This is a genomic window from Micromonospora deserti (genome assembly GCF_003236335.1).
GTDB lineage: Bacteria > Actinomycetota > Actinomycetes > Mycobacteriales > Micromonosporaceae > Micromonospora > Micromonospora deserti.
Window position 1 is genome coordinate 1 of the sequence record NZ_POUB01000056.1, and the last position, 26,924, is coordinate 26,924.

A 26,924-nucleotide genomic window follows, 5' to 3' on the forward strand; every position below is an offset into this window, starting at 1 on the left:
GGGTGAGGATGGCCTCGGCGAGGCGGGCGGGGGCGCCGTCGGCGTAACCGAGGAAGAGCGAGGGCTCGGTGAGCTCCAGCTCCACCAGGACGGGTGAGCCGTCCGGGCCGGGGATCAGGTCCACCCGGGCGTAGAGGAGCCGCTCCGATCCGCCCGGCACCGCCGTGAGGGTCTTCTCCGCCACCGCCAGCTGGTCGCGGGTGGCGGTCCGGGCGGTGATCTCCTCCGTTTTGTAGAGCCCCGCCACGCCGAGATCCGGGCCGATCAGCATCGCGCCCTTGCGGATGGCGTGGCTGAACGCGAGCCCGTCCCGACCGGCCAGAAACAGCAGCGCGGTCTCGCCCTCGGTGTCCACCGCCCGCAGGTACGGCTGGACCATGGTCAGCCGGCCGGCGTCGCCCAATCGGCGCACGTGCGCCCGCGCCGCCTCCCGGTGCTCGGGATCGGCCAGGTCGTACCGGCCGGTGTTTTGGCTGCCGGCACTGACGGCGGGCTTGATCACGTACTCGCCGTGGTCGGCGGGGAGGTCCCACGGTTCCCCGGGTGCGACCCACCCGGTGGGCACCGTCGGCACCCCGGCGGCGGAGAGCTGGTCGAGGTAGCGCTTGTCGGTGTTCCAGGCGACCACGTCGGCCGGGTTGGCCAGGGCGGGCACCGCGGACGCCCAGGCGACGAACTCGTCACGGCGGGAGATGTAGTCCCACGGCGAGCGCAGCACGGCCAGGTCGTAGCCGGCCCAGTCGGCGGCCGGGTCGTCCCAGACGACCGGTTCGGCGCGCACGCCGCGCGCGGCGAGCGGCGGGATGACGAGCCGGTCGTCCGGCTCCAGGTCGGCCAGGTCGGCACAGGTGACAAGAGCGACCCGGGGTTCCCCCCGGGTCGGCTGGTGACTGGTCAACGTATGTGTCAACGGGCCATGGAACGCCGGGCCATCGACCGCCAGAGGTCGTTGCTCGGACGCATCTGGTCCATCAGTTCACGCTCCCAGGCGTTCTCGACGGTGACTCCCGCCTCGGCGCAGGCCTCCCGGGCGACGACGGTGTCGTCCGCGAACTGGTCGCCCCACTCGCCGTCCTCACCCACGAGGACGATGCGTGCCCCGCGCTTGCCGACGTACTCGATGACCGCCTTCGCCCCGCCGTGTCCGGCGGCGAACGACTTGATCCCCGCGACCAGGCCGTGGGGGGCCTGCTCGGTGGCGGTCTGCTCGGCCGTCAGCGTCGTATCGGAACCATCTGCCATGACGCGAAGCCTAAGCAGACTTCCACCCGGGCGGGCGAGAACCATGAAGCTTTTGTGATGCCAATTACCCACAGGTTTAAGAAACACCAAAGGTGATTCGCCCGAATATATCCGCACTCAACCCCACAAAATCGCGCGACAAACCACCTCGACTGGGGGCACAGGTTGAGCAGGTCCGGCTCATGCCGAAAGTTTCCCTGATGTGACGCTAAACTCGGACAACTCATCCACGATGATGATTTGTTGCGACAGAGTGAGCCGCCCGGCCGACGCCCGCTCCCCGACGGGAGTGAACCGCTCCCGTCCGGTCGACGTTCAGGTGGACCGCCACCCGGGTCGGGGCGGCGCGGGATCAGAGCAGGGCGTCCAGCGCGACGGCCGCGAAGAGGATGGTCAGGTAGGTCGTCGACCAGTGGAACAGCCGCATCGGCTTGACCGCCTCGCCTCGCCCGACCCGGCCGGCGAGCCGGTGCGCCTCGACCAGGAAGACACCGCCGACGACCAGGGTGGGCACGCCGTAGATCGCGCTCATGCCCAGCGGCCAGACGGCCAGTGACGACAGCACGGTGAGCCAGGCGAAGATCAGGATCTCGGCGTTGACCCGGCGTGCGGAGGCCACCACCGGCAGCATCGGGATGCCCGCCCGGGCGTAGTCGTCCTTGTACTTCATCGCCAGCGGGTAGAAGTGCGGCATCTGCCAGAAGAAGACCACCGCGAACAGCGCCCAGGCGGCCGGCGCCAGCGATCCGGTCACCGCCGCCCAGCCGATCAGCACCGGCGCCGCCCCGCAGGCGCCGCCCCAGAATGTGTTCGCCGGGGTGGTGCGCTTGAGCCACAGCGTGTAGACGAGGTCGTAGTAGACGATCGCGGCGAGAGTGAGCCCGGCGGCGAGCAGGTTGGTGAACGCCGCCATCAGGGCGATCGACACCGCCGCCAGCACCAGGCCGAAGATCAGCGCGTTGCGCGGCGACACGGTGTGCGCGGGCAGCGGGCGACGCTTGGTGCGCCGCATCAGCTGGTCGATGTCCCGGTCGATGTAGCAGTTGATGACGCTGGCCGCCCCGGCGGCCAGTGAACCGCCGACCAGCACCACCGCCACCAGCCACAGCGGCGGCATGCCGCCGTGCGCGAGCATCATCGCCGGCACCGTGGTGACCAGCAGCAGCTCCACGATCCGTGGCTTGGTCAGCGCGACGTACGCGGCGAGCATCCCGCGCACGTCCCGGCGAACCACCGCCGACGCCTCCGCCGTCCGCACCGGCTGCTGCCCGGCAGAGTTGCTGACGGGGCGCTCGGTGATCATGCTCACGGATTGCCACCTTCCGGCGTCGGCAGGGGAGGTCGGATCGGTCGGACCCGACACGGGCCACACACCGCCCCACAGACTACGCGCCGTCGTTTTGGCTGCCCGGGCGACCCGACAACGGTGCGGGCCGTCACACCGACGGGGCGGAAACCCGAGCGGGCGCCGATCGAACGGCGAACCTCCCGGACACGTACAGAACACCATGCCGAGATCCCCGGGCGGACGTTTAGGACCGCTCGATAGGGTCACCGGTGAGGGTTCCGCCCATCTGCCGAGGAGCACAACCATCGTGGCTGCCAACCGACCCGAGCACCCCGCCCTGAACTGGTCCGACCTCGACCGCCGGGCCGTCGACACCGTCCGCGTGCTGGCCATGGACGCCGTGGAGAAATCCGGCAACGGCCACCCGGGCACCGCGATGAGCCTCGCGCCCGCGGCCTACCTGCTCTTCAACCGGGTCATGCGGCACAACCCGGCCGACCCGAACTGGCCCGGCCGGGACCGGTTCGTGCTCTCCGCCGGCCACTCCAGCCTCACCCTCTACATCCAGCTCTTCCTCTCCGGATACCCGCTCAGCCTGGAGGACCTGAAGTCGCTGCGGCAGTGGGGTTCGCTCACCCCGGGCCACCCCGAGCACGGGCACACCCCGGGCGTGGAGACCACCACCGGCCCGCTCGGCCAGGGCCTCGGCAACGCGGTCGGCATGGCGATGGCGGCCCGCCGCGAGCGCGGCCTGTTCGACCCGGAGGCCGAGCCGGGCGCGTCGGTCTTCGACCACGACATCTGGTGCATCGCCTCCGACGGCGACATCGAGGAGGGCATCTCCCACGAGGCCAGCGCCCTCGCCGGGCACCAGCAGCTGGGCAACCTCTGCATGATCTACGACGACAACGAGATCTCCATCGAGGACGACACCCGCATCGCCAAGAGCGAGGACGTGGCGGCCCGCTACGCGGCGTACGGCTGGCACGTGCAGACGGTCGACTGGCGCCGCGGCGACGCCGACCAGGGCGACTACCACGAGGACGTGGAGGCGCTGTACCAGGCGCTGCTGGCGGCCAAGGCGGAGACCGGGCGCCCCTCCTTCATCGCGCTGCGCACCATCATCGGCTGGCCCGCGCCCAACAAGCAGAACACCGGCAAGATCCACGGTTCGGCGCTCGGCGCCGACGAGGTGGCCGCCACCAAGCAGATCCTCGGCTTCGACCCGGCGCAGACCTTCGAGGTCGACGACAAGGTGCTCGCCCACGCCCGCCAGGTGATGCGCCGCGGCGAGGCCGCCCAGCGGGAGTGGACGACCGCCTTCGACGGCTGGGCACAGGCCAACCCGGAGCGCAGTGCGCTCTACGACCGGATGGCCGGCCGGATCCTGCCGGAGGGCTGGACGGAGGCGCTGCCGGAGTTCCCGGCCGACGCCAAGGGCATCGCCACCCGGGCCGCCTCCGGCAAGGTCCTGGAGGCGCTCGCCCCGGTGCTGCCCGAGCTGTGGGGCGGCTCCGCCGACCTGGCGGAGAGCAACAACACCACCATGAAGGGTGAGCCCTCCTTCATCCCGGCCACCCATGCCACCAAGGACTTCCCCGGCCACGAGTACGGCCGCACCCTGCACTTCGGCATCCGCGAGCACGCCATGGGCGCGATCCTCAACGGCATCGCCCTGCACGGCGGCACCCGCCCGTACGGTGGCACCTTCCTGGTGTTCAGCGACTACATGCGCCCGTCGGTGCGGCTGGCCGCGCTGATGAAGCTGCCGGTGGTCTACGTCTGGACACACGACTCGATCGGCCTCGGCGAGGACGGCCCGACGCACCAGCCGGTGGAGCACCTGACCGCCCTGCGCGCCATCCCCGGCCTGGACGTGGTCCGCCCGGCCGACGCCAACGAGACGGTCTGGGCCTGGCGGCAGGCCCTGGCGCACACCGACCGGCCGACCGCGCTGGCGCTCAGCCGGCAGCCGCTGCCGACCCTGGACCGGTCGGCCCTGGCCGGCGCCGAGGGGGTGGCCCGGGGCGGCTACGTCCTGGCCGACGCCTCCAACGGCAAGCCGCAGGTCATCCTCATCGGCACCGGGTCGGAGGTGCAGCTCTGCCTGACCGCCCGGGAGCGGCTGGAGGCCGACGGCACGCCCACCCGGGTGGTGTCCATGCCCTGCCAGGAGTGGTTCGCCGAGCAGCAGGAGGCGTACCGGGAGTCGGTGCTGCCGCGCGGGGTAAAGGCACGGGTGAGCGTGGAGGCGGGCATCGCCATGTCCTGGCGCGCTTTCGTCGGCGACTGCGGCGAGAGCGTCAGCCTGGAGCACTACGGGGCGAGCGCACCGCACTCCATGCTCTTCGAGCAGTTCGGGTTCACTCCCGACCGGATTGTCGCCGCCGCGCACGCGGCGCTGACCCGGGTGGGCGAGATCACCGGTAACACGACCGGCAACTGAGGGAGCGTGGACGGCATGACGGACAGGCTGGGTGAGCTCAGCGCCGCGGGTGTGGCGATCTGGCTCGACGATCTTTCGAGGACCCGACTGAGTTCCGGCGGGTTGGACCAGTTGCGACGGGAGAAGCACCTGGTCGGGGTGACGTCCAACCCGACCATCTTCGCGAAGGCGCTGAGCGACGCGGACGAGTACGACTGGCAGCTGAAGGACCTCGCCATCCGTGGGGTGGACGTCGAGGAGGCCGTCCGCATGCTCACCACGTACGACGTGCGGTGGGCCTGTGACGTGATGCGGCCGGCGTACGACGCGAGCGCCGGCGTGGACGGCCGGGTCTCCATCGAGGTGGACCCGCGGCTGGCCCACGAGACGGAGAAGACCGTCGCCGAGGCCGGGGCGCTGTGGTGGCTGATCGACCGGCCCAACCTCTTCATCAAGATCCCGGCCACCGAGGCCGGCCTGCCGGCGATCACCGCCACCCTGGCCGAGGGGATCAGCGTCAACGTGACGCTGATCTTCGGGCTGGACCGCTACTCCCAGGTGATGGAGGCGTTCCTGGCCGGTCTGGAGCAGGCGAAGGCGAACGGCCACGACCTGTCCAAGATCGGCTCGGTGGCGTCGTTCTTCGTCTCCCGCGTCGACACCGAGGTCGACAAGCGGCTGGAGAAGATCGGCTCCGACCAGGCCAAGGCGCTGCGCGGCAAGGCCGCGATCGCCAACGCCAAACTGGCGTACGAGCGCTACGGCGAGGTCTTCTCCTCCGACCGCTGGCAGGCCCTGGCCGACGCCGGCGCCCACCCGCAGCGGCCGCTGTGGGCCTCCACCTCGACCAAGAACCCGGACTACCGGGACGTCATCTACGTCGAGGAGCTGATCGCCCCGGGCACGGTCAACACCATGCCCGAACCGGTGATCCACGCGTACGGCGACCACGGCGAAACCCGCGGCGACACCATCACCGGCTCGTACGACGAGGCCCGCCAGGTCTTCGCCGACCTGGCGTCGGTGGGCGTCGACATGGCGGACGTGATCGCCGTGCTGGAGCGCGAGGGCGTGGAGAAGTTCGAAGCCAGCTGGCTGGAGCTGCTCGACGGCGTCCGCAAGTCCCTGGCCGCCGCCGGGCGGGGCACCGGGCACCCGGGCGCCGCCGCCAGGAACAACGCGCAGGCCGCCGAGCAGGCGGGAGGCAATGCGTGACCGGGCGCAGCGAGCGCACCGCGGGGCTGCGCGGGTGGCAGCCCCGGACCGGCGCCGGGCGGAGCGGGGTGGCGGCATGAGCGACCTGCTGGCCGGGCCGGTCGAGGCCGCCGCCGGACTCGCCGTGTACGGCGCGGACGCGGTCGACAAGGCCGCGCCCGCCTCCACCCGGGACGCGCTGGCCGCCAACGACGTCCCGGGCCGGCTGGCCCGGAAGGACCCGACCCTGTGGGGTCCCGACGCCGAGGCCGAGGCGAAGATCCGGCTCGGCTGGGTGGACACCCACCGCCGCAGCCGGGAGCTGCTCCACCAGCTCGCCGAGTTGAAGGCGGAGCTGGTCGACCTGGACCACGTGGTGCTCGCCGGCATGGGTGGCTCGTCGCTGGCGCCCGAGGTCATCGCGCGCACCCTCGGCAAGCCGCTGACCGTGCTGGACACCACCGACCCGGGGCAGGTCCGGGCGGCGCTGGCCGACCGGCTGGAGCGTACCGTCGTGGTGGTGTCCAGCAAGTCCGGTTCGACGGTGGAGACCGACAGCCACCGGCGCGCGTACTGGCAGGCGTTCCTCGACGCGGGGATGACCGAGGCGGAGGCCGGCCGGCACTTCGTCGTCGTCACCGACCCGGGCTCGCCGCTGGAGGCGACCGCCGTCGAGATGGGCGCCGTCACCGTGCTCGCCGATCCGACCGTCGGCGGGCGCTACTCGGCGCTGACCGCGTTCGGGCTGGTGCCGTCGGCCCTGGCCGGGGTCGAGGTGGTCGAGTTGCTCGACCAGGCCGACGCACTCGCCGAGGTGCTCGGCCGTGACCGGGACAATCCTGGCCTCGCGCTCGGCGCCGCCCTGGGGGCGGCCGCCACGACAGGCCGGGACAAGATCGCGCTGATCTCCGACGGCACCGGCATCGACGGGTTGGGCGACTGGGCCGAGCAGCTCATCGCGGAGTCCACCGGCAAGGCCGGAGTCGGGATCCTGCCGGTGGTGGTCGAATCGCCGCAGAGCCCGGGCGCGACCGGCCCGGACGTGCTCACCGTGACCTACGGCGGCGCGCTGACCACCGGCGACGTGCCCGGCGGCGGTTCCTCCCCGGACCTGGCGGTCAACGGCCCCCTCGGCGCCCAGTTCCTGGCCTGGGAGTACGCCACGGCGGTCGCCGGCGTGGTGCTCGGCATCGACCCGTTCGACCAGCCGAACGTCACCGAGAGCAAGGAGAACACCGAGAAGATCCTCGCCTCCGGTCCGCCGGCGGAGACGCCGTCGTTCACCGAGGGCGCGATCGAGGGGTACGCCCCGGCGGGCGCGCCGGGCGACCTGGCCGGCGTGCTGCGCTGGCTGGTCGACGGGCTGGGCGACGACGGCTACCTCGCGGTGATGGCGTACCTCGACCGGCTCGCCGACGCGGACGCGGCCCGGCTGCGGCCGCTGCTGGCCGGCGCCACCGGCCGGCCGGTGACCTTCGGCTGGGGGCCTCGGTTCCTGCACTCCACCGGGCAGTACCACAAGGGCGGCCCGCAGGTCGGCAGCTACCTCCAGCTGACCGGCGCGGTGGACGTTGATCTGCCGGTGCCCGGCCGCCCGTACACCTTCGGGGAGTTGCAGGCGGCCCAGGCCGCCGGCGACCGGCAGGCCCTGGCCGGACGGCAACGCCCCCTGCTGCGGCTACACCTGACCGACCGATCGGCGGGCATCGTCCAACTGCTCGATGCGGTCGGGGCGCTGCGAGCGTGACGATGATGGACGTGGACCAAGCGGAGCGAGGAGGCGGCGTGAACCCGCTACGCGACCCGCAGGACCGGCGGCTGCCGAGGATCCCGGAGCCGTGCGCTCTGGTGATCTTCGGCGTCACCGGTGACCTGGCCCGGAAGAAGCTGCTCCCGGCCGTGTACGACCTCGCCAACCGCGGGCTGCTGCCGCCGGGATTCGTGGTCCTCGGCTTCGCCCGCCGGGACTGGGGCGACGGTGACTTCGAGTCCCTGGCGCACGAGGCGGCCAAGAAGCACGCCCGCACCCCCTGGCGGGAGGAGGTCTGGGCGCGGCTGGCCGGCAACATCAAGTTCGTCGGCGGCTCGTTCGACGACGACGCCGCCTTCGACCACCTCGCCGCCACCCTTGACGAGCTGCGCCAGACCCACGGCATCACCGGCAACGCCGCCTTCTACTTCTCCATCCCCCCGGCGGCGTTCCCGGTGGTGCTCAAGCAGCTCGCCCGCACCGGGATGGCCGACAACGCCAAGTCCGGCGGGTGGCGCCGGGTGGTGGTGGAGAAGCCGTTCGGGCACGACCTGCCCTCGGCGAAGGCGCTCAACGACCTGGTCGACGACGTCTTCACCCGGCAGGACGTCTTCCGGATCGACCACTACCTGGGCAAGGAGACCGTCCAGAACATCCTGGCCCTGCGGTTCGCCAACAACCTGTTCGAGCCGCTGTGGAACTCCAGGTACGTCGACTCGGTGCAGATCACCATGGCCGAGGACGTCGGCATCGGCACCCGTGCCGGGTTCTACGACTCAGCCGGCGCGGCCCGGGACGTGCTGCAGAACCACCTGCTCCAGTTGCTCGCCCTGGTGGCGATGGAGGAGCCGACGAGCTTCGACGCCGACGAGATCCGCGCCGAGAAGCTGAAGGTACTCAAGGCGATCACCCTGCCGAAGGACGCCGCCGAGGGCACCGTCCGCGGCCAGTACCTACCCGGCTGGGTCGGCGGCGAACGCGCGGTGGGCTACCTGGAGGAGAAGGGCGTCCCGCCGGAGTCCACCACCGAGACGTACGTGGCGGTCCGGCTGGGCATCCAGAACCGCCGCTGGGCGGAGGTGCCGTTCTACATCCGGGCCGGCAAGCGGCTGCCCCGGCGGGTCACCGAGGTCGCCATCATGTTCAAGAGGGCGCCGCACCTGCCGTTCAACCCGGCCGACATGGAGTCGCTGGGCAACAACCAGCTGGTCATCCGGGTCCAGCCGGACGAGGGCGTGGTGCTCAAGTTCGGCTCCAAGGTGCCCGGCACCACCATGGAGGTCCGCGACATCGCGATGGACTTCCAGTACGGCGAGGCGTTCACCGAATCCAGCCCGGAGGCGTACGAGCGGCTGGTGCTGGACGTGCTGATCGGTGACCGCACCCTCTTCCCCGACGCCGCCGAGGTCGAGCAGAGCTGGCAGGTGGTGGACCCGCTGGAGCGGGCCTGGGCGGGCACCAAGCCCGAGCCGTACCGGGCCGGCGAGTGGGGCCCCCGGGCCGCCGACGAGATGCTGGCCCGCGAGGGCCGGGCGTGGAGAAGAGCATGATCGGACTGTGGGACACCACCGGCAACGAGGTGGTCAAGGCACTCGCCGCCGAACGCCGTAGCGCCGGCGGGGTGGCCAGCGGCATGGCCCTCACCCTCATCGTGGTGGTGGACGAGAAGCGCGTCCGTGAGGCGGAGGCGGCGGCGACGATAGCCGCTGCCGCCCACCCCTGCCGGCTGCTGGTGGTGGTCCGCTCCGACGTCGACCGGGACCGCAACCGGCTGGACGCGGAAATCGTCGTGGGTGGCCGGCTCGGCCCGTGCGAGGCGGTGGTCACCCGGATGTACGGCCGGCTGGCGCTGCACGCCGAGTCGGTGGTGATGCCGCTGCTGGTGCCGGACGTGCCGGTCGTGACCTGGTGGCACGGCGAGCCGCCGGCCGAGATCGCCACGGACTTCCTCGGCGTGGTGGCGGACCGGCGGATCACCGACGCCGCGCAGGCCGCCGACCCGGTCGAAGCGCTGCGGCAGCGGGCCCGGGACTACGCGCCGGGCGACACCGACCTGGCGTGGACCCGGATCACCCCATGGCGCACCCTGGTGGCCGGGGCGTTCGACACCACCGAGGCCCGGGTCACCGAGGCCACGGTGGTCGCGCCGCGCAGCGACCCGACCGGCGCGCTGATGTGCGGCTGGCTGGCCAGCCGGCTGGAGATCAGCCCGCGGTGGGAGCACACCGATCAGTACCCCCGGATGCGCGAGGTGCAGCTGCGCTGCGCCAACGGCGACGAGCTGACGCTGACCCGGGAGGACAGCGTGGCGACGTTCCGGCGCACCGGCCAGGACGATCGCCACCTGCCGCTGGTGCGCCGGCCGCTCGGCGACGAACTGGCCGAGGAGCTGCGCCGGCTGGACGCCGACCAGGTGTACGCGGAGGCGCTGGGCACGGCGGCCGGGCTGACCGGCCTGGACCAGCGCCCGGCCCAGCGGGTGCACGTCTGGAAGGATCCGGCCACCGCGCAGCGGGCCGAGGCGGGGGTCACCGCGCACGCCGGGACGAGCGCCCGCCACTGAACGCCCGGGAGCGCGGCCGGCCCGACGGAACACCGACCCGTGACGGTCGGAGAAACGAAGGCACAGGGAATGAGTGAGGCGAGTGTCGCCGTCCACGCCGACGCCGACCTGCTGGCGCAGGCGGTGGCGGCCCGGTTGGTGGTGAAGCTGCTGGACGCGCAGGCCGAACGGGGCCAGGCGTCGGTGGTGCTGACCGGCGGACGGATCGCCGCGGCGATCTACCGGGCGGTGGCGGCACTGCCGGCCCGGGACGCGGTCGACTGGTCCCGGGTCGACGTCTGGTGGGGTGACGAGCGATTCCTGCCCGCCGGCGACCCGGAGCGCAACGAGACCCAGGCCCGGGCGGCGCTGCTGGACGTGGTGCCCCTGCACCCGGCCCGGGTGCACCCCATGCCCGCCTCCGACGGCCCGGCCGGGCCGGACCCGGAGGAGGCCGCCGCGCGGTACGCCGCGGAGCTGGCCGCGGCGGCCCGCCCGGGCACCGCCGCCCTGCCCCACTTCGACGTGCTGATGCTCGGCGTCGGCGAGGACGGGCACGTGGCCTCGGTCTTCCCCGAGCATCCGGTGCACTACGAGAACCGGCCGGTCAGCGCGGTCCGGGGCAGCCCGAAGCCGCCGCCGGTGCGCACCACCCTGACCCTCCCGGCGATCAACACCGCCGAGGAGGTCTGGCTGGTGGCCAGCGGGGCGGACAAGGCCCGGGCGGTCGGCATGGCGCTGGCCGGAGCGGGGCCGGTGCAGCTACCGGCGGCGGGGGTGCAGGGCACCGGTCGTACCCTCTGGCTGCTGGACCGGGCCGCGGCGGCGGACGTGCCGGCGCGGCTACGCAGCCTGCGCTGATCACCGCCGGCGGCCGGCCGGCGCTCAGCGCCTTCGGCGGCGGTGCAGCGCGGCCAGGGCCTCGGCCAGGATCGCCGCGCCCTCCTCCTCGGTGCGCCGTTCCTTCACGTACGCCAGATGGGTCTTGTAGGGCTCGGCCCGGACCCGCCCGGGTGGGTTCTGCGCGTCCTGCCCCGCGGGGAGGCCGCAGCGCGGGCAGTCCCACAGCTCGGGGGCCGGTGCGGCGGCGGCGATCCGGATCTCGGTCCGGTGGTCGTTGCGGCACCAGTAGGTGACCGTCCGGCACGGGACCGGCTGGAAGCGCTCGGCGGGGCGTTGGGGGGCGGACCCGATCCGGGTGCCGCGGATGACGTTGCCACTCGGCACGGCTGCTCGCTCCTGTCGTCGGAGGGGAACCGCCGCGATCAGCTGGCGGCGGGCGACGCGGTGCAGCGGGATGAAACGACCTGCGCGCGGCCCGTCAGGTGACGGACCGCGCGCAGATTGTACGACTCGGCGGGCTCGCTCAGGCGCCGGCGCTGTTGAGCTGGAGGCGGAGCCAGAGCCCGAGCCCGACGATGCAGGCGAACCAGACGATGCCCACCAGGACGGTGTAGCGGTCGAGGTTCTTCTCCGCGACCGACGACCCGGCCAGGCTGGAGCTGACACCGCCGCCGAACATGCTGGACAGCCCGCCGCCCTTACCGCGGTGCAGCAGGATCAGCAGGGTGAGCAGGATGCTCGTGATGACCAGCAACGCGATCAACGTGTATGCGAACCAGATCGGCATGGCGGGGGTCAGTCCTCTCGTTATGGTCCTCGCCCGGGCAGATCGGGCACGGCGGCACCCACCGGCGGACGGGCGGAGTCAAGGATAGCGAGCGATCAGCGGGTGATGTGCTCCGGGAACCGGCAGATCTGCGCGAACTCCTCGGCGTCCAGACTAGCGCCGCCCACCAGGGCCCCGTCCACGTCCGGCTTCGCCATGATCGCGGCGACGTTCGACGCCTTGACCGAACCGCCGTAGAGGATCCGGATCTGATCCGCGGTGTCCTGGCCGTACCGCTCGGCGAGCCGCTCGCGGACCGCCGCGCACACCTCCTGGGCGTCCTCCGGGGTGGCCGTCTTGCCGGTGCCGATCGCCCATACCGGCTCGTACGCCACCACGACGCTGGTCGCCTGCTCGGCGGTCAGCCTCTGCAGGGCGCCGTCGAGCTGGTCACGGCAGTGCGCCACGTGGCCGCCCTGCTCCCGGACGTCGAGCCCCTCCCCCACACACAGGATCGGGGTCAGCCCGTGCGCCAGCGCCGCCTTGACCTTCGCGTTGACGGCGCCGTCGTCCTCGTGGTGGTAGGCCCGCCGCTCGGAGTGCCCGACCACCACGTACGAGCAGCCCAGCTTGGCCAGCATCGGTCCGGAGACGTCTCCGGTGTAGGCCCCCGCCGCGTGCGGCGACAGGTCCTGCGCGCCGTAGCCGATCAGCAGCTTGTCGCCGTCGACGACGGTCTGCACCGTGCGCAGGGCGGTGAACGGCGGCAGCACCACCGTCTCGACCTCGGTCAACTGCTTCTCGGTGAGGCTGGCCGCCAGCTTCTGCACCAGCAGGTTTGCCTCGAGGTGGTTGCAGTTCATCTTCCAGTTGCCGGCCATCAGCGGCCGGCGGGTGGCGTTCGCCATCACTTCTCCAGGGCCGCGATGCCGGGGAGGGTCTTACCCTCGAGGTATTCCAGGGAGGCGCCGCCGCCGGTGGAGATGTGCCCGAAGGACGACTCGTCCAGGCCCAGCACCCGCACCGCGGCGGCGGAGTCGCCGCCACCGACCACCGTGAACGCGTCAGACTTGGCGATGGCCTCGGCCACCCCACGGGTGCCGTGGGCGAAAGGCGCCATCTCGAACACGCCCATCGGGCCGTTCCAGAAGATCGTCCGCGCGCCCTTGAGGGCGGCGGCGAACCCGGCGACGGTCTCCGGGCCGATGTCCAACCCGACCCGCTTGCTGGGGATGCCGTCGACCCGCACGGTGTCGTGCGGGGCGTCCGGGGCGAACGCGTCCGCGACCACCACGTCGACCGGAAGCATGATCTTGTCCTCGGAGCGCTCCTGCAGGTTGCGGCAGGTCTCCACCATCTCCTCCTCCAGCAGCGAGGAGCCCACCTCGTAGCCCTGGGCCTTGAGGAAGGTGAAGCACATGCCGCCGCCGATGAGCAGCCGGTCGACCTTCGGCAGCAGCGCCTCGATCACCGCGAGCTTGTCGGAGACCTTGGACCCGCCGAGCACCACCACGTACGGGCGCGCCGGGTCCCCGGTGAGCTTCGAGAGCACCTCCACCTCGCGCAGCACCAGCCGACCGGCGACGTGCGGCAGCCGGGCCGGCACGTCGTAGACGCTGGCGTGCTTGCGGTGCACCGCGCCGAACGCATCGTCGACGAACGCGTCGCCGAACGCGGCGAGCTGGTCGGCGAAGGCGCCCCGCTCGGCGTCGTCCTTACTGGTCTCGCCGGCGTTGAAACGCAGGTTCTCCAGCAGCGCGACCTCGCCGTCGGCGAGCGCGTCCACGGTGGAGCGGGCGGACTCGCCGACGGTGTCGGCGGCGAAGTGCACCCGCGCGCCGAGCAGCTCACCGAGCCGCCCGGCCACCGGACGCAGGCTGAACTGCGGGTCGGGAGTGCCCTTCGGGCGGCCCAGGTGCGAGCAGACCACCACCTTGGCACCGGCCTCGACCAGCGCGCCCAGCGTCGGCAGGACGGCCCGGATCCGGCCGTCGTCGGTGATCTCACCGGTCTGCTTGTCGAGCGGGACGTTCAGGTCGGCGCGCACCAGCACGCGCCGACCCGACACCCCCTCGGCGAGCAGGTCGTCGAGGGTACGGATGCTCACAGCGAGCTACCCACCAGCTTCACGAGGTCCACCAGGCGGTTGGAGTAACCCCACTCGTTGTCGTACCAGCCGACGACCTTGACCTGGTTGCCGACGACCTTGGTCAGCGGCGCGTCGAAAATGCAGGACGCCGGGTCGGTGACGATGTCGGCGGAGACGATCGGGTCGTCGTTGTAGACCAGGATGCCCTTGAGCGGGCCGTCGGCGGCGGCCTTCATCGCGGCGTTCACCTCGTCCACGGTCGTCTCGCGGTTGAGGTTGACCGTCAGGTCGGTGGTCGAGCCGGTCGGGATCGGCACCCGCAGCGCGTAGCCGTCGAGCCTGCCCTTGAGCTCCGGCAGCACCAGGCCGATCGCCTTGGCCGCGCCGGTGGAGGTCGGCACGATGTTCAGCGCGGCGGCCCGGGCCCGGCGCAGGTCCTTGTGCGGCGCGTCCTGGAGGTTCTGGTCCTGGGTGTACGCGTGGATGGTCGTCATCAGGCCCTGCTGGATGCCGAACGTGTCCTGCAGGACCTTCGCCATCGGGGCGAGGCAGTTGGTGGTGCACGAGGCGTTGGAGATGATGGTGTGCCTGGCCGGGTCGTACTGGTCGTGGTTGACGCCCATGACGACCGTGACGTCCTCGTTCTTCGCCGGGGCGGAGATGATGACCTTCTTGGCCCCACCGTCGATGTGCGCCTTCGCCTTGGTGGCGTCGGTGAAGAAGCCGGTGGACTCGATCACCACGTCCGCGCCGACCTCGCCCCACGGCAGCGCCGCCGGGTCCTTCTCGGCGTACGCCTTGATGGGCTTGCCACCGACGGTGATCTCGTCGGCAGTGGCCTTCACCTCCTGCGGGAGGCGACCCAGGATGCTGTCGTACTTCACAAGGTGGGCGAGCGTCGCGTTGTCGGTCAGGTCGTTGACGGCCACGACCTCGACGTCAGCGCCGGACGCCAGCACTGCCCGGAAGAAGTTGCGGCCGATCCGGCCGAAGCCGTTGATGCCAACCCGGATGGTCACAGGTCCCATCTCCTCGCGTTCTGGTCCGCCGGCATCAGACCCGGGCCGGCGGAGTGGTGTGCGCCGACCGTTGGAGCCGGCCGTTGACGGTTCATCTCGGCCACCCCGCCGCGGTCCGAGGGACCTGACCGCCCGAGGCGGTGAGCACGGCGAGGAGAGCCGGTGCCGGCCCCCTTGCCGTACGCAGCGACCTTATCCGAGGGTGGGGTGCCGCGCTGCGCCGGGTGGTGATCCCGCTCGCCTCCGCGACGCCTCACCGTCCTATCAGACCACGAGCATCTCCGGCGTGACGGCCGCTTCGGTATCCGGGATGCCCAGGTCCCGCGCCCGCTTGTCGGCCAGCGCGAGCAGTCGCCGGATCCGGCCGGCGATGGCGTCCTTGGTCAGCGGCGGGTCGGCCAGCGCACCCAACTCCTCCAGCGAGGCCTGCCGGTGCTCCAGGCGCAGCCGGCCGGCGGAGGTCAGGTGGTGCGGCGCGTCGTCGGCGAGGATCTCCAGCGCCCGGGTGACCCGGGCGGCGGCGGCCACCGCGGCGCGGGCCGAACGGCGCAGGTTGGCGTCGTCGAAGTTGGCCAGCCGGTTGGCGGTCGCCCGGACCTCGCGGCGGACCCGGCGCTCCTCCCACGCCAGCACACTGGAGTGGGCGCCGATACGGGTGAGCAGCGCGGCGATCGCGTCGCCGTCCTTGACCACCACCCGGTCCACGCCGCGCACCTCGCGGTTCTTGGCGGTGATGCCGATCCGGCGGGCCGCGCCGACCAGGGCCAGCGCCGACTCCGGGCCGGGGCAGGTGATCTCCAGGGCGCTGGAGCGGCCGGGCTCGGTCAGCGACCCGTGCGCCATGAACGCGCCCCGCCAGGCCGACACCGCGCAGCAGACGTTCGCCGCCACGACGTGCGGCGGCAGGCCACGCACCGGCCGGCCGCGGACGTCGAGCAGCCCGGTCTGCCGCGCCAGCGCCTCGCCGTCCTTGACCACCCGCACGATGAAGTGGCTGCCCTTGCGCAGACCGCCGGAGGCGAGCACGTGGATCTCGCTGGGGTACCCGTAGACCTCGGCGATCTCCCGCCGAAGCCGGCGGGCCACCGCCCCGGTGTCCAGCTCGGCCTCCACCACCACCCGACCGGAGACGATGTGCAGCCCGCCGGCGAAACGCAGCAGCGCCGCCATCTCCGCCCGCCGGCAGCAGGGCTTGGGCACGTCGACCCGACTCAGCTCGTCCTTGACCGCAGCTGTCATCGCCATTGTGCGTCCCCTCACGGACCGGTTCCGGCGTGTCGCCGGAGATTACGTACGTGTCTAACGATCGGCGCCCAGGACAGGCACCAGTGCGGCGCCCAGGGCAGCCGGATCATGACGGGGAGTGCCGTCGGTGACCGCGACGGGGGCGAGGACCAGTCGGGCACCCAGCGATTCTGCCGCACGTTCGACCGGTTCGGGATCACCCACCGCCTTGGAATCGGCCAGCACATGGTCGACCTTCAGCTTCGGGAGGTACCACCGCAGGGCGGCCAGATGGTCGGCGACGGACAGGCCGAGCGTCTCCTTCTCGGCGGCGAGGTTCAGCGTGACCAGTCGGCGGGCCGGGCTGGCGACGATGGCGGCGGCCAGCTCCGGCACCAGCAGGTGCGGCAGCACACTGGTGTACCAACTGCCCGGCCCGAAGATCAGCCAGTCGGCCTCGCCGATCGCGGCGACCGCCTCCGGGCAGGCGACCGGGGCGGCGGGGGTCAGCCGCAGCGCCTCCACCCGGCCCGTGGTCACCGCCACCTGGTGCTGGCCGGTGACCGTCCGCACCTCGTCGGGGCGCTCCGGGTCGACGCCGCACACCCGCGCCTCGATCCCCACCGGCTCACACGACATGGGCAGCACGCGACCCACCGCGCCGAGCATCGCCCCGGCGTGCTCCAGGGCGGCGACCGGATCGCCGAGCAGTTCCATCAGCCCACAGAGCACCAGGTTGCCCACCGCGTGCCCGGCCAGCCCGTCGCCGGGGCCACCGGCGTCCCCGCCGGCCGCGGGCACCTCGGCGAAGCGGTGCTGGAACAGCCCGGCGCTGCGCCGGGTAGCGGGATGGTCGCCGGCCAGCGCGACCAGCGCCTGACGCAGGTCACCGGGGGGCAGCCCGCCACGCTCGGCGCGCAACCGGCCGCTGGAGCCGCCGTCGTCGCCGACGGTGACCACCGCGGTGATGTCGAGGTCGAGTTCCGGGGAGCAGCGGCGCAACGCGCGCAGCGAGGCGGAGAGGCCGTGGCCCCCGCCGAAGGCGACCACCCGCACCACCGTCACTCCCGCCCCAGGTCCCGGTGCTGGGCGTTGGCGGCGATGCCGGACTGACGCAGCCGGGCGGCGAGTTCCTCGGCGATGGCCACGCTGCGGTGCTTGCCGCCGGTGCAGCCGACGGCCACGGTGAGGTACCGCTTGCCCTCCCGCTCGAAGCCGGCGGTGGTGGCGTTGACCAGGTCGGCGTACGTGGCGACGAAGGCGTCCGCGCCCTCCTGGCCGAGCACGTACGAGCTGACCGCCTCCTCCCGCCCGGTGTGCTCGCGCAGCTCCGGGACCCAGTACGGGTTGGGCAGGAACCGGGCGTCGAGCACGAAGTCGGCGTCGGGCGGCAGGCCGTACTTGAAGCCGAAGGAGAGCACGGTAACCCGCAGCCTGCGGGCGTCCTCGCCGCCGAAGAGCTCCTCGACGCGGCGGCGCAGCTGGTTGACGTTGAGGTGGCTGGTATCGATGATCACATCGGCCTGGTCGCGGGCCTCCTCCAGCAGGCCGCGCTCGACCGCGATGCCGTCGGCGAGCCGCCCGTCGCCCTGCAACGGGTGCGAGCGGCGGACGCTCTCGAACCGGCGGATCAGCACCTCGTCGTCGGCGTCGACGAAGACCACCCGGGGCGAGAAGCCGCGCTCCTTCAGCTCCCGGATCGCGCCCGCCAGGTCGGTGGAGAAGGCGCGTGAGCGGACGTCCAGCACCATCGCCGTGCGGCGGGCCGCGCCGCCCGCCTTGAAGGCCAGCTCGGCCATGTCGAGCATGAGCGCCTGGGGCAGGTTGTCCACCACGTAGAAGCCGACGTTCTCCAGGGCCCGGGCCACTGTGCTGCGGCCACCTCCAGAGAGGCCGGTGACCACCACGAGGGTGGTGTCGGACTCCGCCGGGGCCGGTGGCCCGCCGACCGCCGCCGCCGTCGTCGTCCCGCCGCGTTCCTCGGCCGTGCGCGCCTCGCTCACCCACTACCCCCAAGCCGTGGCGCCGCGGCCGGCTCCCCGACCGCGCGTGGTCAAACAGCGACTCTATCCCGCACCACTGCTCGACCGCCGCCACGCCCCACGCCCACCGCGCCCCGCACGCCCGAGACCCGGCCCGTCGATCATGCAGTTGTGGTGCCACCTAAAAGGTACTAACAGGGCCGGAACGCCCACCACAACTGCATGATCGACAAGCATCGGCGTGGGGACGGGGGGTGGTGGCGGCCGTCGCGGGCACTGCCAACCACTCGTCCCAGCCCCGATGAGCGGCAGCCCGCCACCGGGGCGGGCGGCGTCGGGCCGGCTCGGCGGCGACCGGGTGTCCGGGCCGGCTCGTAGAATCCGCGGATGGCCTCCTCCCCCACCGATCTGCGCACCGACGACGCACTGCGGGTGCTGCGCCGGGTCTTCGGCTACGACGCCTTCCGCGGCTTCCAGCGCGAGGTGATCGACCACGTCGTAGCCGGCGGCGACGCGCTGGTGCTGATGCCGACCGGCGGTGGCAAGTCGCTGTGCTACCAGATCCCCGCGCTGGTGCGCGACGGCGTCGCGGTGGTCGTCTCGCCGCTGATCGCGTTGATGCAGGACCAGGTCGACGCGCTGACCGCGGTCGGTGTCCGGGCCGGCTTCCTCAACTCGACGCAGGATCTCGACGCCCGCCGCCGGGTCGAGGCCGCCTACCTGGCCGGGGAACTGGACCTGCTCTACCTCGCGCCCGAGGCGCTGGGCGCCCGGTCCACCCTCCAACTGCTCGAGCGGGGCCGGATCGCCCTGTTCGCCATCGACGAGGCGCACTGTGTGTCGCAGTGGGGGCATGACTTCCGCCCCGACTACCTGGCCCTGTCGATGCTGCACGAGCGCTGGCCGGGCGTGCCGCGGGTCGCGCTGACCGCGACCGCCACCAGCGCCACCCGCGCCGAGATCGCCACCCGGTTGGGGCTCACCGCCGCCCGGCACTTCGTGGCCAGCTTCGACCGGCCCAACATCCAGTACCGAATCGTGCCCAAGCGCGAGCCGCGCAAGCAGCTGCTCGGTCTACTGCGCGACGAGCACCCCGGCGACGCCGGCATCGTCTACTGCCTGTCCCGCGCCTCAGTGGAGAAGACGGCGGAGTTCCTGGTGCAGAACGGCATCGCCGCACTGCCCTACCACGCCGGCCTGGACGCGGCGACCCGCGCCGCCAACCAGCAGCGCTTCCTGCGCGAGGACGGCCTGGTCATGGTGGCGACCATCGCCTTCGGCATGGGCATCGACAAGCCGGACGTCCGGTTCGTCGCCCACCTGGACCTGCCCAAATCAGTCGAGGGCTACTACCAGGAGACCGGCCGGGCGGGCCGGGACGGGCTGCCGTCGACCGCCTGGCTCGCGTACGGCCTGCAGGACGTGGTGCAGCAGCGCAAGCTGATCGAGACTTCGGAGGGCGACCTGGCCCACCGCCGCAACCTCGCCGCGCACCTCGACGCGATGCTCGCGCTCTGCGAGACGGTCCGCTGCCGCCGTGCGCAACTGCTGGACTACTTCGGCGAGACGGCCGCCGGGGGCTGCGGCAACTGCGACACCTGTCTGAGCCCGCCGGAGTCCTGGGACGGCACGGTCGCCGCACAGAAGCTGCTCTCCACGGTCTACCGGCTCGACCGGGAGCGCAACCAACGCTTCGGCGCCGGGCACTGCATCGACATCCTGCTCGGCCGGGTCACCGACAAGGTCACCCAGTACGCCCACGACTCGCTGACCGTCTTCGGCATCGGTGCCGAGCTACGCGAGGCCGAGTGGCGGGGCGTGGTCCGGCAGCTGCTTGCCGAGGGGCTGCTGGCGGTCGAGGGCGACTACGGCACGCTGGCCCTCACCGACGCGAGCGGCGAGGTGTTGGGCCGGCGCCGCACGGTGATGATGCGCCGCGAGCCGGAGCGGGTGGCCTCGCCCCGGGCGGGCAAGCCGCGCGGCGCGGCCACCGTCGTGGCCGAGCTGCCGCCGACCGCCGCCGGGGTCTTCGACCGGCTGCGCGCCTGGCGGGCCGCCACCGCCAAGGAGCAGGGCGTCCCGGCGTACGTGATCTTCCACGACGCCACGCTGCGGCAAATCGCCACCGACGCGCCGACCTCCCTGGCCGAGCTGTCCACGGTCAGCGGCGTCGGCGAGGCCAAGCTGTCGAGGTACGGCGAGCAGCTCCTGACCGTCCTCGCCGAGTCCTGACGACGCCCGCCGGCGACACCCGCGGGCCCGGCGCCGTGCCCGCCGGCCCGAGGGTCCTGCCGGGCCGGGCCGGCCGACCTCAGTTCCGCGAGCCCAGGCGACCTCAGCCGCGAGCCCGGAGGCGGTCTCAGCCGCGAGCCCGGAGGCGGTCTCAGCCGCGAGCCCGGAGGCGGTCTCAGCCGCGAGCCCGGAGGCGGTCTCAGTCGGCGGCGGGTGCCGTCGACGGCCCGCCCAGGGCGGCCAGGATCGCCTCGGCGGTGCGCCGGCCGACTCCGGGCACCTCGGTGATCTCCTCGACGCTGGCGGCGGAGAGCCGCCGGAGCGAGCCGAAGTGCCGCAGCAGCGCCTTGCGGCGCACCTCCCCCAGGCCGGGGACATTGTCCAGCGCCGACTGGGTCAACCGCTTGGAGCGTCGCTGCCGGTGGAACGTGATGGCGAACCGGTGCGCCTCGTCGCGCACCCGTTGCAGCAGGTAGAGCCCTTCGGAGGTGCGCGGCAGGATGACCGGGAAGTCGTCGTCGGGCAGCCACACCTCCTCCAGCCGCTTGGCCAGCCCGCAGAGCGCGACGTCGTCGATGGCCAGCTCGGCGAGGGCCTGGGCCGCCGCCGCGACCTGTGGCGCGCCGCCGTCGACCACCACCAGCTGCGGGGGGTACGCGAACTTGCGCGGTCGCCCGGTCGTCGGGTCGACCAGCATGCCGACCCGGGGCTCGCCGGCGCCGGCCTGCCCGGCCGGGGCCTCGGGGTCGTCGGCGGACTCCACACCCACCTCGCCGGCCTCGGCTCGGGAGTCGAGGTAGCGGGCGAAGCGCCGGCGCAGCACCTCGGACATGGCGGAGAGGTCGTCGGTCGCGCCCCGGATGATGAAACGCCGGTACTCGCTCTTGCGGGGCAGGCCGTCCTCGAATACGACCATGCTGGCCACCACGTCGGTGCCCTGCATCTGGGAGATGTCGAAACACTCGATGCGCAGCGGCGCGGTACGCATCCCCAGGGCGTCGCTGATCTCGTCGAGCGCCTTGCTCCGGGTGGTCAGGTCGCCGGCACGGCGCAGCTTGTGCCGGGCCAGCGCGTCCTTGGCGTTGCGCTCCACCGTCTCCAGCAGAGACCGCTTGTCGCCGCGCTGCGGCACCCGCAGCGTCACCCGGCTGCCCCGGTGGCTGGACAGCCAGTCGGCCAGCGCGTCGGCGTCCGCGGGCAGCTCCGGCACCAGCAGCTCGCGGGGCACGTCGGCCTCGCCCTGCTCGCCGCCGTAGACCTGGGTGCAGAAGTGGTGCACCAGGTCGCCGGTGGTCAGGTCCTCCGTCTTCTCGACCACCCAACCGCGCTGGCCACGGACCCGGCCGTCCCGGACGTGGAAGACCTGGACGGCCGCTTCGAGGGGGTCGTCGGCGAACGCGACCACGTCGGCGTCGGTGCCGTCGCCGAGCACCACGGTCTGCTTCTCCATGGCCCGGCGCAACGCGGCGATGTCGTCACGCAGCCGCGCGGCCCGCTCGAACTCCAGCTGCTCGCTGGCCTCGGTCATCTCGCGTTCCAGCCTGCGCACCATGGTGTCGGTGCGGCCCGCCATGAAGTCGCAGAACCCGTCGACGATCTCTCGGTGCCGCTCCGCGGTGACGCTGCCCACGCAGGGGGCCGAGCACTTGCCGATGTATCCCAGCAGGCACGGACGGCCGACCTGACCGGCTCGCTTGAACACGCCGGCGGAGCATGTGCGAGCGGGGAAGACCCGCAGCAGCAGGTCGAGCGTCTCGCGGATCGCCCAGGCGTGCGAGTACGGACCGAAGTAGCGCACTCCCTTGCGTTTGGCGCCGCGCATCACCTGCAGCCGCGGGAACTCCTCGTCGAGGGTCACCGCCAGGTAGGGGTAGGACTTGTCGTCGCGGTAGCGGACGTTGAAGCGCGGGTCGTACTGCTTGATCCAGGTGTATTCGAGCTGGAGCGCCTCGACCTCGGTGCCGACGGTGACCCAGTCGACCGACTCGGCCGTGGTGACCATCTGCTGGGTGCGCTGGTGCAGACTCCACAGGTCGGCGAAGTAGGAGTTGAGCCGGCTGCGCAGGTTCTTCGCCTTGCCGACGTAGATCACCCGGCCGGTGCCGTCGCGGAAGCGGTAGACCCCGGGCGACTCCGGAATGGTGCCGGGCTCGGGACGGTAGGTCGAGGGGTCAGCCACGGCAGCAAGCCTAATCCGCGCCCCCGACAGGTTCCCCCGTCGGCACGGCGGCCTCCGCAGGTCCGGCACCGCCGCCGGGACGGGGCCGGACGGGGTGTCCCGGCCCCGGAACCCGCGAGCGCTGGGTTCCGGCGCTGCCGGCCGGCCGGCAGCGCCGGAACCGCACCGCCGCCGGCCGAGCCGGCACCGCGGTCAGGCCAGCGATATCTGGTCGCCGGTGACCTTGACCTCTTTCGGGGCGAGCGGCTTGGTGGCCGGGCCCGCCTTGACCGAGCCGTCCTCGATCGAGAACTTGCTGCCGTGACAGGTGCAGTTGATGGTGCCGCCGTCGACGTTCGACACGGGGCAGCCCTGGTGGGTGCAGATCGGGTCGAAGCCCTTGAACTGGCCGGCAGCGGGCTGGGTGATCACCACCCCCTGGGCGACGAAGACCGCACCGCCGCCGACCGGGATGTCGGTGGTGCGGGCCAGCGACTGCGCGGCCTCGCGGTCCCCGCCACCGGCGTCGCCGGTGCTGGGGACCGCCGGGCCGCCGCTGGTCGGGGCGGCACCGTCACCGGAGTCGTCGCTGCCGCACGCGGCCAGGACCACCGCCGCGCCGACCGCGCCCGCGCCGGTGAGCAGTACCCGGCGCGTCTGCGTACCCGGCCCGGTCAGCACCTGATCGTCACTCATGCCTCGCCTCTCTCTCGCGGCTGCCGCCGTCATGATCCGCGGCCACACTGGTCTACACGCATCACTCTGCCCGACGGTTCACCCGATCGGCGACGCCGCAGCCGTGCGGGGCCGCCGCCGGCCACGCTGGCCGGCGAGGCCGGACGCCCGGGTGAGCCCGCTCGCCGTCATGACCGGCGAGGCCCGGGTGAGCCTGCTCGCCGGGTGACCGGCGGCTCTCCGGCGAGCAGGCGATTCTCTGCGGCGGGACTCGGCGGTCGGCCGTCCGCGCCCAGCGTCGATGCCGGTGCCGCTGCTGGTCACGGGTGACCGGCGAGGCCCGGCGGGTCGCCGGCACACTGGCGTGCCGTCAGCGGGCGCCCGCCGGGACTTTCCGGGAGCGGGACTTCACGCCGTTGGCCTTGGCCGCCCGGGAGGTGGCCGCGGCGGCGCCCTTCGCCTCGCCGTCGAGCTTGAGCACCTGGCGCAGGAACTGCCCGGTGTGGCTCTCGCCCACCTCGGCAACCTCCTCCGGGGTGCCCGTGGCGAGTACGGTGCCGCCCCGGTGGCCGCCCTCCGGGCCCATGTCGATCAGCCAGTCGGCCGACTTGATCACATCCAGGTTGTGCTCGATGGTGATCACGGTGTTGCCCTTGTCGACCAGGCCCTCGAGCACCATCAGCAGCTTGCGGATGTCCTCGAAGTGCAGGCCGGTGGTTGGCTCGTCGAGCACGTAGACCGTCCGGCCGGTGGAGCGCTTCTGCAACTCTGAGGCGAGCTTGACCCGCTGCGCCTCACCGCCGGAGAGGGTCGGCGCCGGCTGGCCCAGCCGGACGTAGCCGAGCCCCACGTCGACCAGGGTCTTGAGGTGGCGGTGGATGGCCGGGATGGCGGAGAAGAACTCGGCCGCCTCCTCGATCGGCATCTCCAGCACGTCCGAGACGGTCTTGCCCTTGTAGTGCACCTCCAGGGTCTCCCGGTTGTACCGGGCGCCCTTGCAGACCTCGCACGGGACGTACACGTCGGGCAGGAAGTTCATCTCGATCTTGATCGTGCCGTCGCCGGAGCACGCCTCGCAGCGGCCGCCCTTGACGTTGAACGAGAACCGGCCCGGGCCGTACCCCCGGACCTTGGCCTCGGTGGTCTCCGCGAAGAGCTTGCGGACGTGGTCCCACACGCCGGTGTAGGTGGCGGGGTTGGACCGGGGCGTGCGCCCGATCGGGGACTGGTCGACCCCGACGACCTTGTCGACGTGCTCCAGGCCGGCGACCCGGGTGTGCCGGCCGGGCACCAGCCGGGCGCCGTTGATCTGGTTGGCCAACACCGCGTACAGGATGTCGTTGACCAGCGTCGACTTGCCCGAGCCGCTGACCCCGGTCACTGCGATCAGCTGGCCGAGCGGGAACGACACGGTGAGGTTGCGCAGGTTGTGCTCCCGCGCCCCGTGCACCATCAGTTCCCGGCCCGGCGTCTGCGGGCGCCGCCGCTTCGGCGTCGGGATCTCCCGGCGACCCGAGAGGTACGCCCCGGTGATCGACTCCGGGTTCTCCAGCAGCGCCGGCACCGAGCCGCTGTGCACGATCCGGCCGCCGTGCTCGCCGGCGCCGGGGCCGATGTCGACGATCCAGTCGGCGGTACGGATGGTGTCCTCGTCGTGCTCGACCACGATCAGGGTGTTGCCCAGCCCGCGCAGCCGGACCAGGGTCTCGATGAGCCGGTGGTTGTCGCGCTGGTGCAGACCGATCGACGGCTCGTCGAGCACGTAGAGCACCCCGACCAGGCCCGAGCCGATCTGGGTGGCCAGCCGGATGCGCTGCGCCTCGCCGCCGGAGAGGGTGCCGGCCGGGCGGTCCAGGGAGAGGTAGTCGAGGCCGACGTCGAGCAGGAACCTCAACCGGGCGTTGATCTCCTTGAGCACCCGCTCGGCGATCATCTTCTGCCGGTCCGTGAGCTCGATGCCGGCGAGCAGCTCGGCGGCCTCGCCCACGGACAGGTTGCAGACCTCGGCGATGCTCCGGCCGGCCAGGGTCACCGCGAGCACCTCGGGCTTGAGCCGGGCGCCGCCGCAGGCCGCGCAGGGCACGTCCCGCATGTAGCCCTCGTACTTCTCCCGCGACCAGTCCGACTCGGTGTCGGAGTGGCGGCGCTCGATCCACTGCACCACGCCCTCGAAGCCGGTGTAGTAGGAGCGCTCGCGGCCGTACTTGTTGCGGTAGCGCACGTGCACCTGGTCGCCGGAGCCGTGCAGGATGGTCTTCTGCGCCCGGGACGGCAGTGCCCGCCAGGGGGTGTCGACGTCGAAGTGCTCGGCCTCGCCGAGCGCCTCCAGCAGCCGCAGGAAGTACTCCAGGTTGTGCCCGTTCGACCAGGGCTGGATCGCGCCCTCGCGCAGCGTGCGCTCCGGGTCGGGCACCACCAGCTCCGGGTCGACCTCCTTCTTGGTGCCCAGCCCGGTGCACTCCGGGCAGGCGCCGTACGGGGCGTTGAACGAGAAGACCCGGGGTTCCAGATCCTCGATGGCGAGGGGGTGGTCGTTGGGGCAGGCGAGGTGCTCGGAATAGCGGCGCTCGCGCTCCGGATCATCCTCCGGCAGGTCGACGAAGTCGAGCAGCACCAGGCCACCGGAGAGGCTCAGGGCGGCCTCGACCGAGTCGGTCAGCCGTTGCTTCGCGCTGGGCTTGACGGTGAGCCGGTCGATGACCACCTCGATGGTGTGCTTCTCCTGCTTCTTGAGCTTGGGCGGCTCGGTCAGCGGGTGGACCACCCCGTCGACCCGGGCCCGGGCGTAGCCCTTGGCCTGCAGTTCGGCGAAGAGGTCGACGTACTCGCCCTTGCGGCCGCGGACCACCGGGGCCAGCACCATGAACCGGGTGCCCTCGGCCATGCCGAGGACCCGGTCGACGATCTGCTGGGGGGTCTGGCGCGAGATCCGCTCACCGCAGACCGGGCAGTGCGGCTCGCCGACACGGGCGAAGAGCAGCCGCAGGTAGTCGTAGACCTCGGTGATGGTGCCCACGGTCGAGCGCGGGTTGCGGGAGGTGGACTTCTGGTCGATCGAGACGGCCGGGCTGAGACCCTCGATGAAGTCGACGTCCGGCTTGTCCATCTGGCCGAGGAACTGCCGGGCGTACGAGGAGAGCGACTCGACGTAGCGGCGCTGCCCCTCGGCGAAGATCGTGTCGAAGGCCAGGCTCGACTTGCCCGACCCGGAGAGCCCGGTGAACACGATCAGGGCGTCCCGGGGCAGGTCGAGGCTGACGTCACGCAGGTTGTGCTCGCGGGCGCCACGGATGATCAGTCGGTCGGCCACGGTCGGTGTACTCCCGGGTGCAGAAGATGAGGGCGGATCTGTCCGCTCTGAGGCAGGTCCGAGCGGTTGTGCGGACGCAGGAAAGGCGCCCGGGCAACTCTAGCCCTGAGCTACGACACTTTCCCTCGCCCGCACATTCCCCCAGCTCAGCCCGGTCGGCCCCGCCCACCGCACCCCTGTCGGGC

General features: G+C 72.3%; 21 protein-coding genes. 7 read left to right on the forward strand and 14 right to left on the reverse strand.

Annotation, left to right across the window (positions count from 1 at the left end; genetic code table 11):
* From C1I99_RS11015 to C1I99_RS11025, 3 genes are all read right to left on the reverse strand, one after another.
* The coding region (locus C1I99_RS11015) for an ATP-grasp domain-containing protein (protein WP_199562083.1) at positions 1 to 910 on the reverse strand (910 nt) is incomplete at its 3' end.
* Positions 907 to 1,242: a hypothetical protein gene (locus C1I99_RS11020; protein ID WP_111134114.1), complete on the reverse strand. Its 336-nt coding sequence runs from the start codon at positions 1,240 to 1,242 to the stop codon at positions 907 to 909. The genes C1I99_RS11020 and C1I99_RS11015, both read right to left, overlap by 4 nt.
* A gap of 352 nt (positions 1,243 to 1,594) precedes the next feature.
* The gene (locus tag C1I99_RS11025) at positions 1,595 to 2,551 is read right to left on the reverse strand and encodes a heme o synthase (protein ID WP_111134115.1); all 957 of its coding nucleotides are present in this window, start codon (positions 2,549 to 2,551) and stop codon (positions 1,595 to 1,597) included.
* 286 nt (positions 2,552 to 2,837) lie between these two features.
* On the opposite strand from C1I99_RS11025, the gene tkt reads away from it, so the two are divergent.
* From tkt to pgl, 6 genes are all read left to right on the forward strand, one after another.
* Positions 2,838 to 4,976, forward strand: coding sequence for a transketolase (tkt, locus tag C1I99_RS11030; RefSeq protein WP_111134116.1), 2,139 nt, complete (start codon positions 2,838 to 2,840; stop codon positions 4,974 to 4,976).
* A 15-nt stretch (positions 4,977 to 4,991) separates the two neighbouring features.
* Positions 4,992 to 6,170 (forward strand): transaldolase, encoded by a 1,179-nt coding sequence (gene tal / locus C1I99_RS11035; RefSeq protein WP_111134133.1) that lies wholly within the window; start codon positions 4,992 to 4,994, stop codon positions 6,168 to 6,170.
* Between the two features lie 76 nt (positions 6,171 to 6,246).
* On the forward strand, positions 6,247 to 7,896 hold the full coding sequence (locus C1I99_RS11040) for a phosphoglucose isomerase-related protein (RefSeq protein ID WP_111134117.1): 1,650 nt from the start codon (positions 6,247 to 6,249) through the stop codon (positions 7,894 to 7,896).
* 5 nt (positions 7,897 to 7,901) lie between these two features.
* Positions 7,902 to 9,449, forward strand: a complete 1,548-nt coding sequence (zwf, locus tag C1I99_RS11045; protein ID WP_438941402.1) for a glucose-6-phosphate dehydrogenase — start codon at positions 7,902 to 7,904, stop codon at positions 9,447 to 9,449.
* On the forward strand, positions 9,446 to 10,462 hold the full coding sequence (locus tag C1I99_RS11050; RefSeq protein ID WP_111134119.1) for a glucose-6-phosphate dehydrogenase assembly protein OpcA: 1,017 nt from the start codon (positions 9,446 to 9,448) through the stop codon (positions 10,460 to 10,462). Before zwf ends, C1I99_RS11050 begins: the two co-directional genes overlap by 4 nt.
* Positions 10,463 to 10,531: 69 nt before the next feature.
* Complete coding sequence (gene pgl, locus C1I99_RS11055; protein WP_111134120.1) at positions 10,532 to 11,302, forward strand: 6-phosphogluconolactonase; 771 nt, start codon at positions 10,532 to 10,534, stop codon at positions 11,300 to 11,302.
* 24 nt (positions 11,303 to 11,326) lie between these two features.
* On the opposite strand, the gene C1I99_RS11060 is transcribed toward pgl, so the two are convergent.
* The 8 genes from C1I99_RS11060 to rapZ all read right to left on the reverse strand — a co-directional run bounded on the left by C1I99_RS11060 (position 11,327) and on the right by rapZ (position 18,289).
* A complete protein-coding gene (locus C1I99_RS11060) occupies positions 11,327 to 11,668 on the reverse strand; it encodes an RNA polymerase-binding protein RbpA (protein WP_111134121.1) in 342 nt (113 codons plus the stop codon).
* 139 nt (positions 11,669 to 11,807) lie between these two features.
* A complete protein-coding gene (gene secG, locus C1I99_RS11065) occupies positions 11,808 to 12,071 on the reverse strand; it encodes a preprotein translocase subunit SecG (protein ID WP_111134122.1) in 264 nt (87 codons plus the stop codon).
* 95 nt (positions 12,072 to 12,166) lie between these two features.
* Positions 12,167 to 12,958: a triose-phosphate isomerase gene (tpiA, locus tag C1I99_RS11070; protein WP_111134123.1), complete on the reverse strand. Its 792-nt coding sequence runs from the start codon at positions 12,956 to 12,958 to the stop codon at positions 12,167 to 12,169.
* Positions 12,958 to 14,157, reverse strand: a complete 1,200-nt coding sequence (locus C1I99_RS11075; protein ID WP_111134124.1) for a phosphoglycerate kinase — start codon at positions 14,155 to 14,157, stop codon at positions 12,958 to 12,960. The genes tpiA and C1I99_RS11075 overlap by 1 nt, the downstream gene beginning before the upstream one ends.
* The gene (gene gap / locus C1I99_RS11080; RefSeq protein ID WP_111134125.1) at positions 14,154 to 15,158 is read right to left on the reverse strand and encodes a type I glyceraldehyde-3-phosphate dehydrogenase; all 1,005 of its coding nucleotides are present in this window, start codon (positions 15,156 to 15,158) and stop codon (positions 14,154 to 14,156) included. Before gap ends, C1I99_RS11075 begins: the two co-directional genes overlap by 4 nt.
* 264 nt (positions 15,159 to 15,422) lie before the next feature.
* Complete coding sequence (gene whiA, locus C1I99_RS11085) at positions 15,423 to 16,403, reverse strand: DNA-binding protein WhiA (RefSeq protein ID WP_111134126.1); 981 nt, start codon at positions 16,401 to 16,403, stop codon at positions 15,423 to 15,425.
* A gap of 54 nt (positions 16,404 to 16,457) precedes the next feature.
* Positions 16,458 to 17,447, reverse strand: coding sequence for a gluconeogenesis factor YvcK family protein (locus tag C1I99_RS11090; protein WP_111134127.1), 990 nt, complete (start codon positions 17,445 to 17,447; stop codon positions 16,458 to 16,460).
* On the reverse strand, positions 17,444 to 18,289 hold the full coding sequence (rapZ, locus tag C1I99_RS11095) for an RNase adapter RapZ (protein ID WP_233512466.1): 846 nt from the start codon (positions 18,287 to 18,289) through the stop codon (positions 17,444 to 17,446). Before rapZ ends, C1I99_RS11090 begins: the two co-directional genes overlap by 4 nt.
* A gap of 462 nt (positions 18,290 to 18,751) precedes the next feature.
* Here rapZ and recQ point away from each other — a divergent pair, with 462 nt between their 5' ends.
* Entirely contained in the window at positions 18,752 to 20,596 is a 1,845-nt protein-coding gene (gene recQ, locus C1I99_RS11100; protein ID WP_111134129.1) for a DNA helicase RecQ, read from the forward strand.
* 199 nt (positions 20,597 to 20,795) lie between these two features.
* Here recQ and uvrC read toward each other — a convergent pair whose 3' ends face one another.
* The 3 genes from uvrC to uvrA all read right to left on the reverse strand — a co-directional run bounded on the left by uvrC (position 20,796) and on the right by uvrA (position 26,739).
* Positions 20,796 to 22,775, reverse strand: a complete 1,980-nt coding sequence (gene uvrC, locus C1I99_RS11105) for an excinuclease ABC subunit UvrC (RefSeq protein ID WP_111134130.1) — start codon at positions 22,773 to 22,775, stop codon at positions 20,796 to 20,798.
* A 192-nt stretch (positions 22,776 to 22,967) separates the two neighbouring features.
* Positions 22,968 to 23,450, reverse strand: a complete 483-nt coding sequence (locus C1I99_RS11110; RefSeq protein ID WP_111134131.1) for a Rieske (2Fe-2S) protein — start codon at positions 23,448 to 23,450, stop codon at positions 22,968 to 22,970.
* A 349-nt stretch (positions 23,451 to 23,799) separates the two neighbouring features.
* Positions 23,800 to 26,739, reverse strand: coding sequence for an excinuclease ABC subunit UvrA (gene uvrA, locus C1I99_RS11115; protein ID WP_111134132.1), 2,940 nt, complete (start codon positions 26,737 to 26,739; stop codon positions 23,800 to 23,802).
* Positions 26,740 to 26,924: the final 185 nt, after the last annotated feature.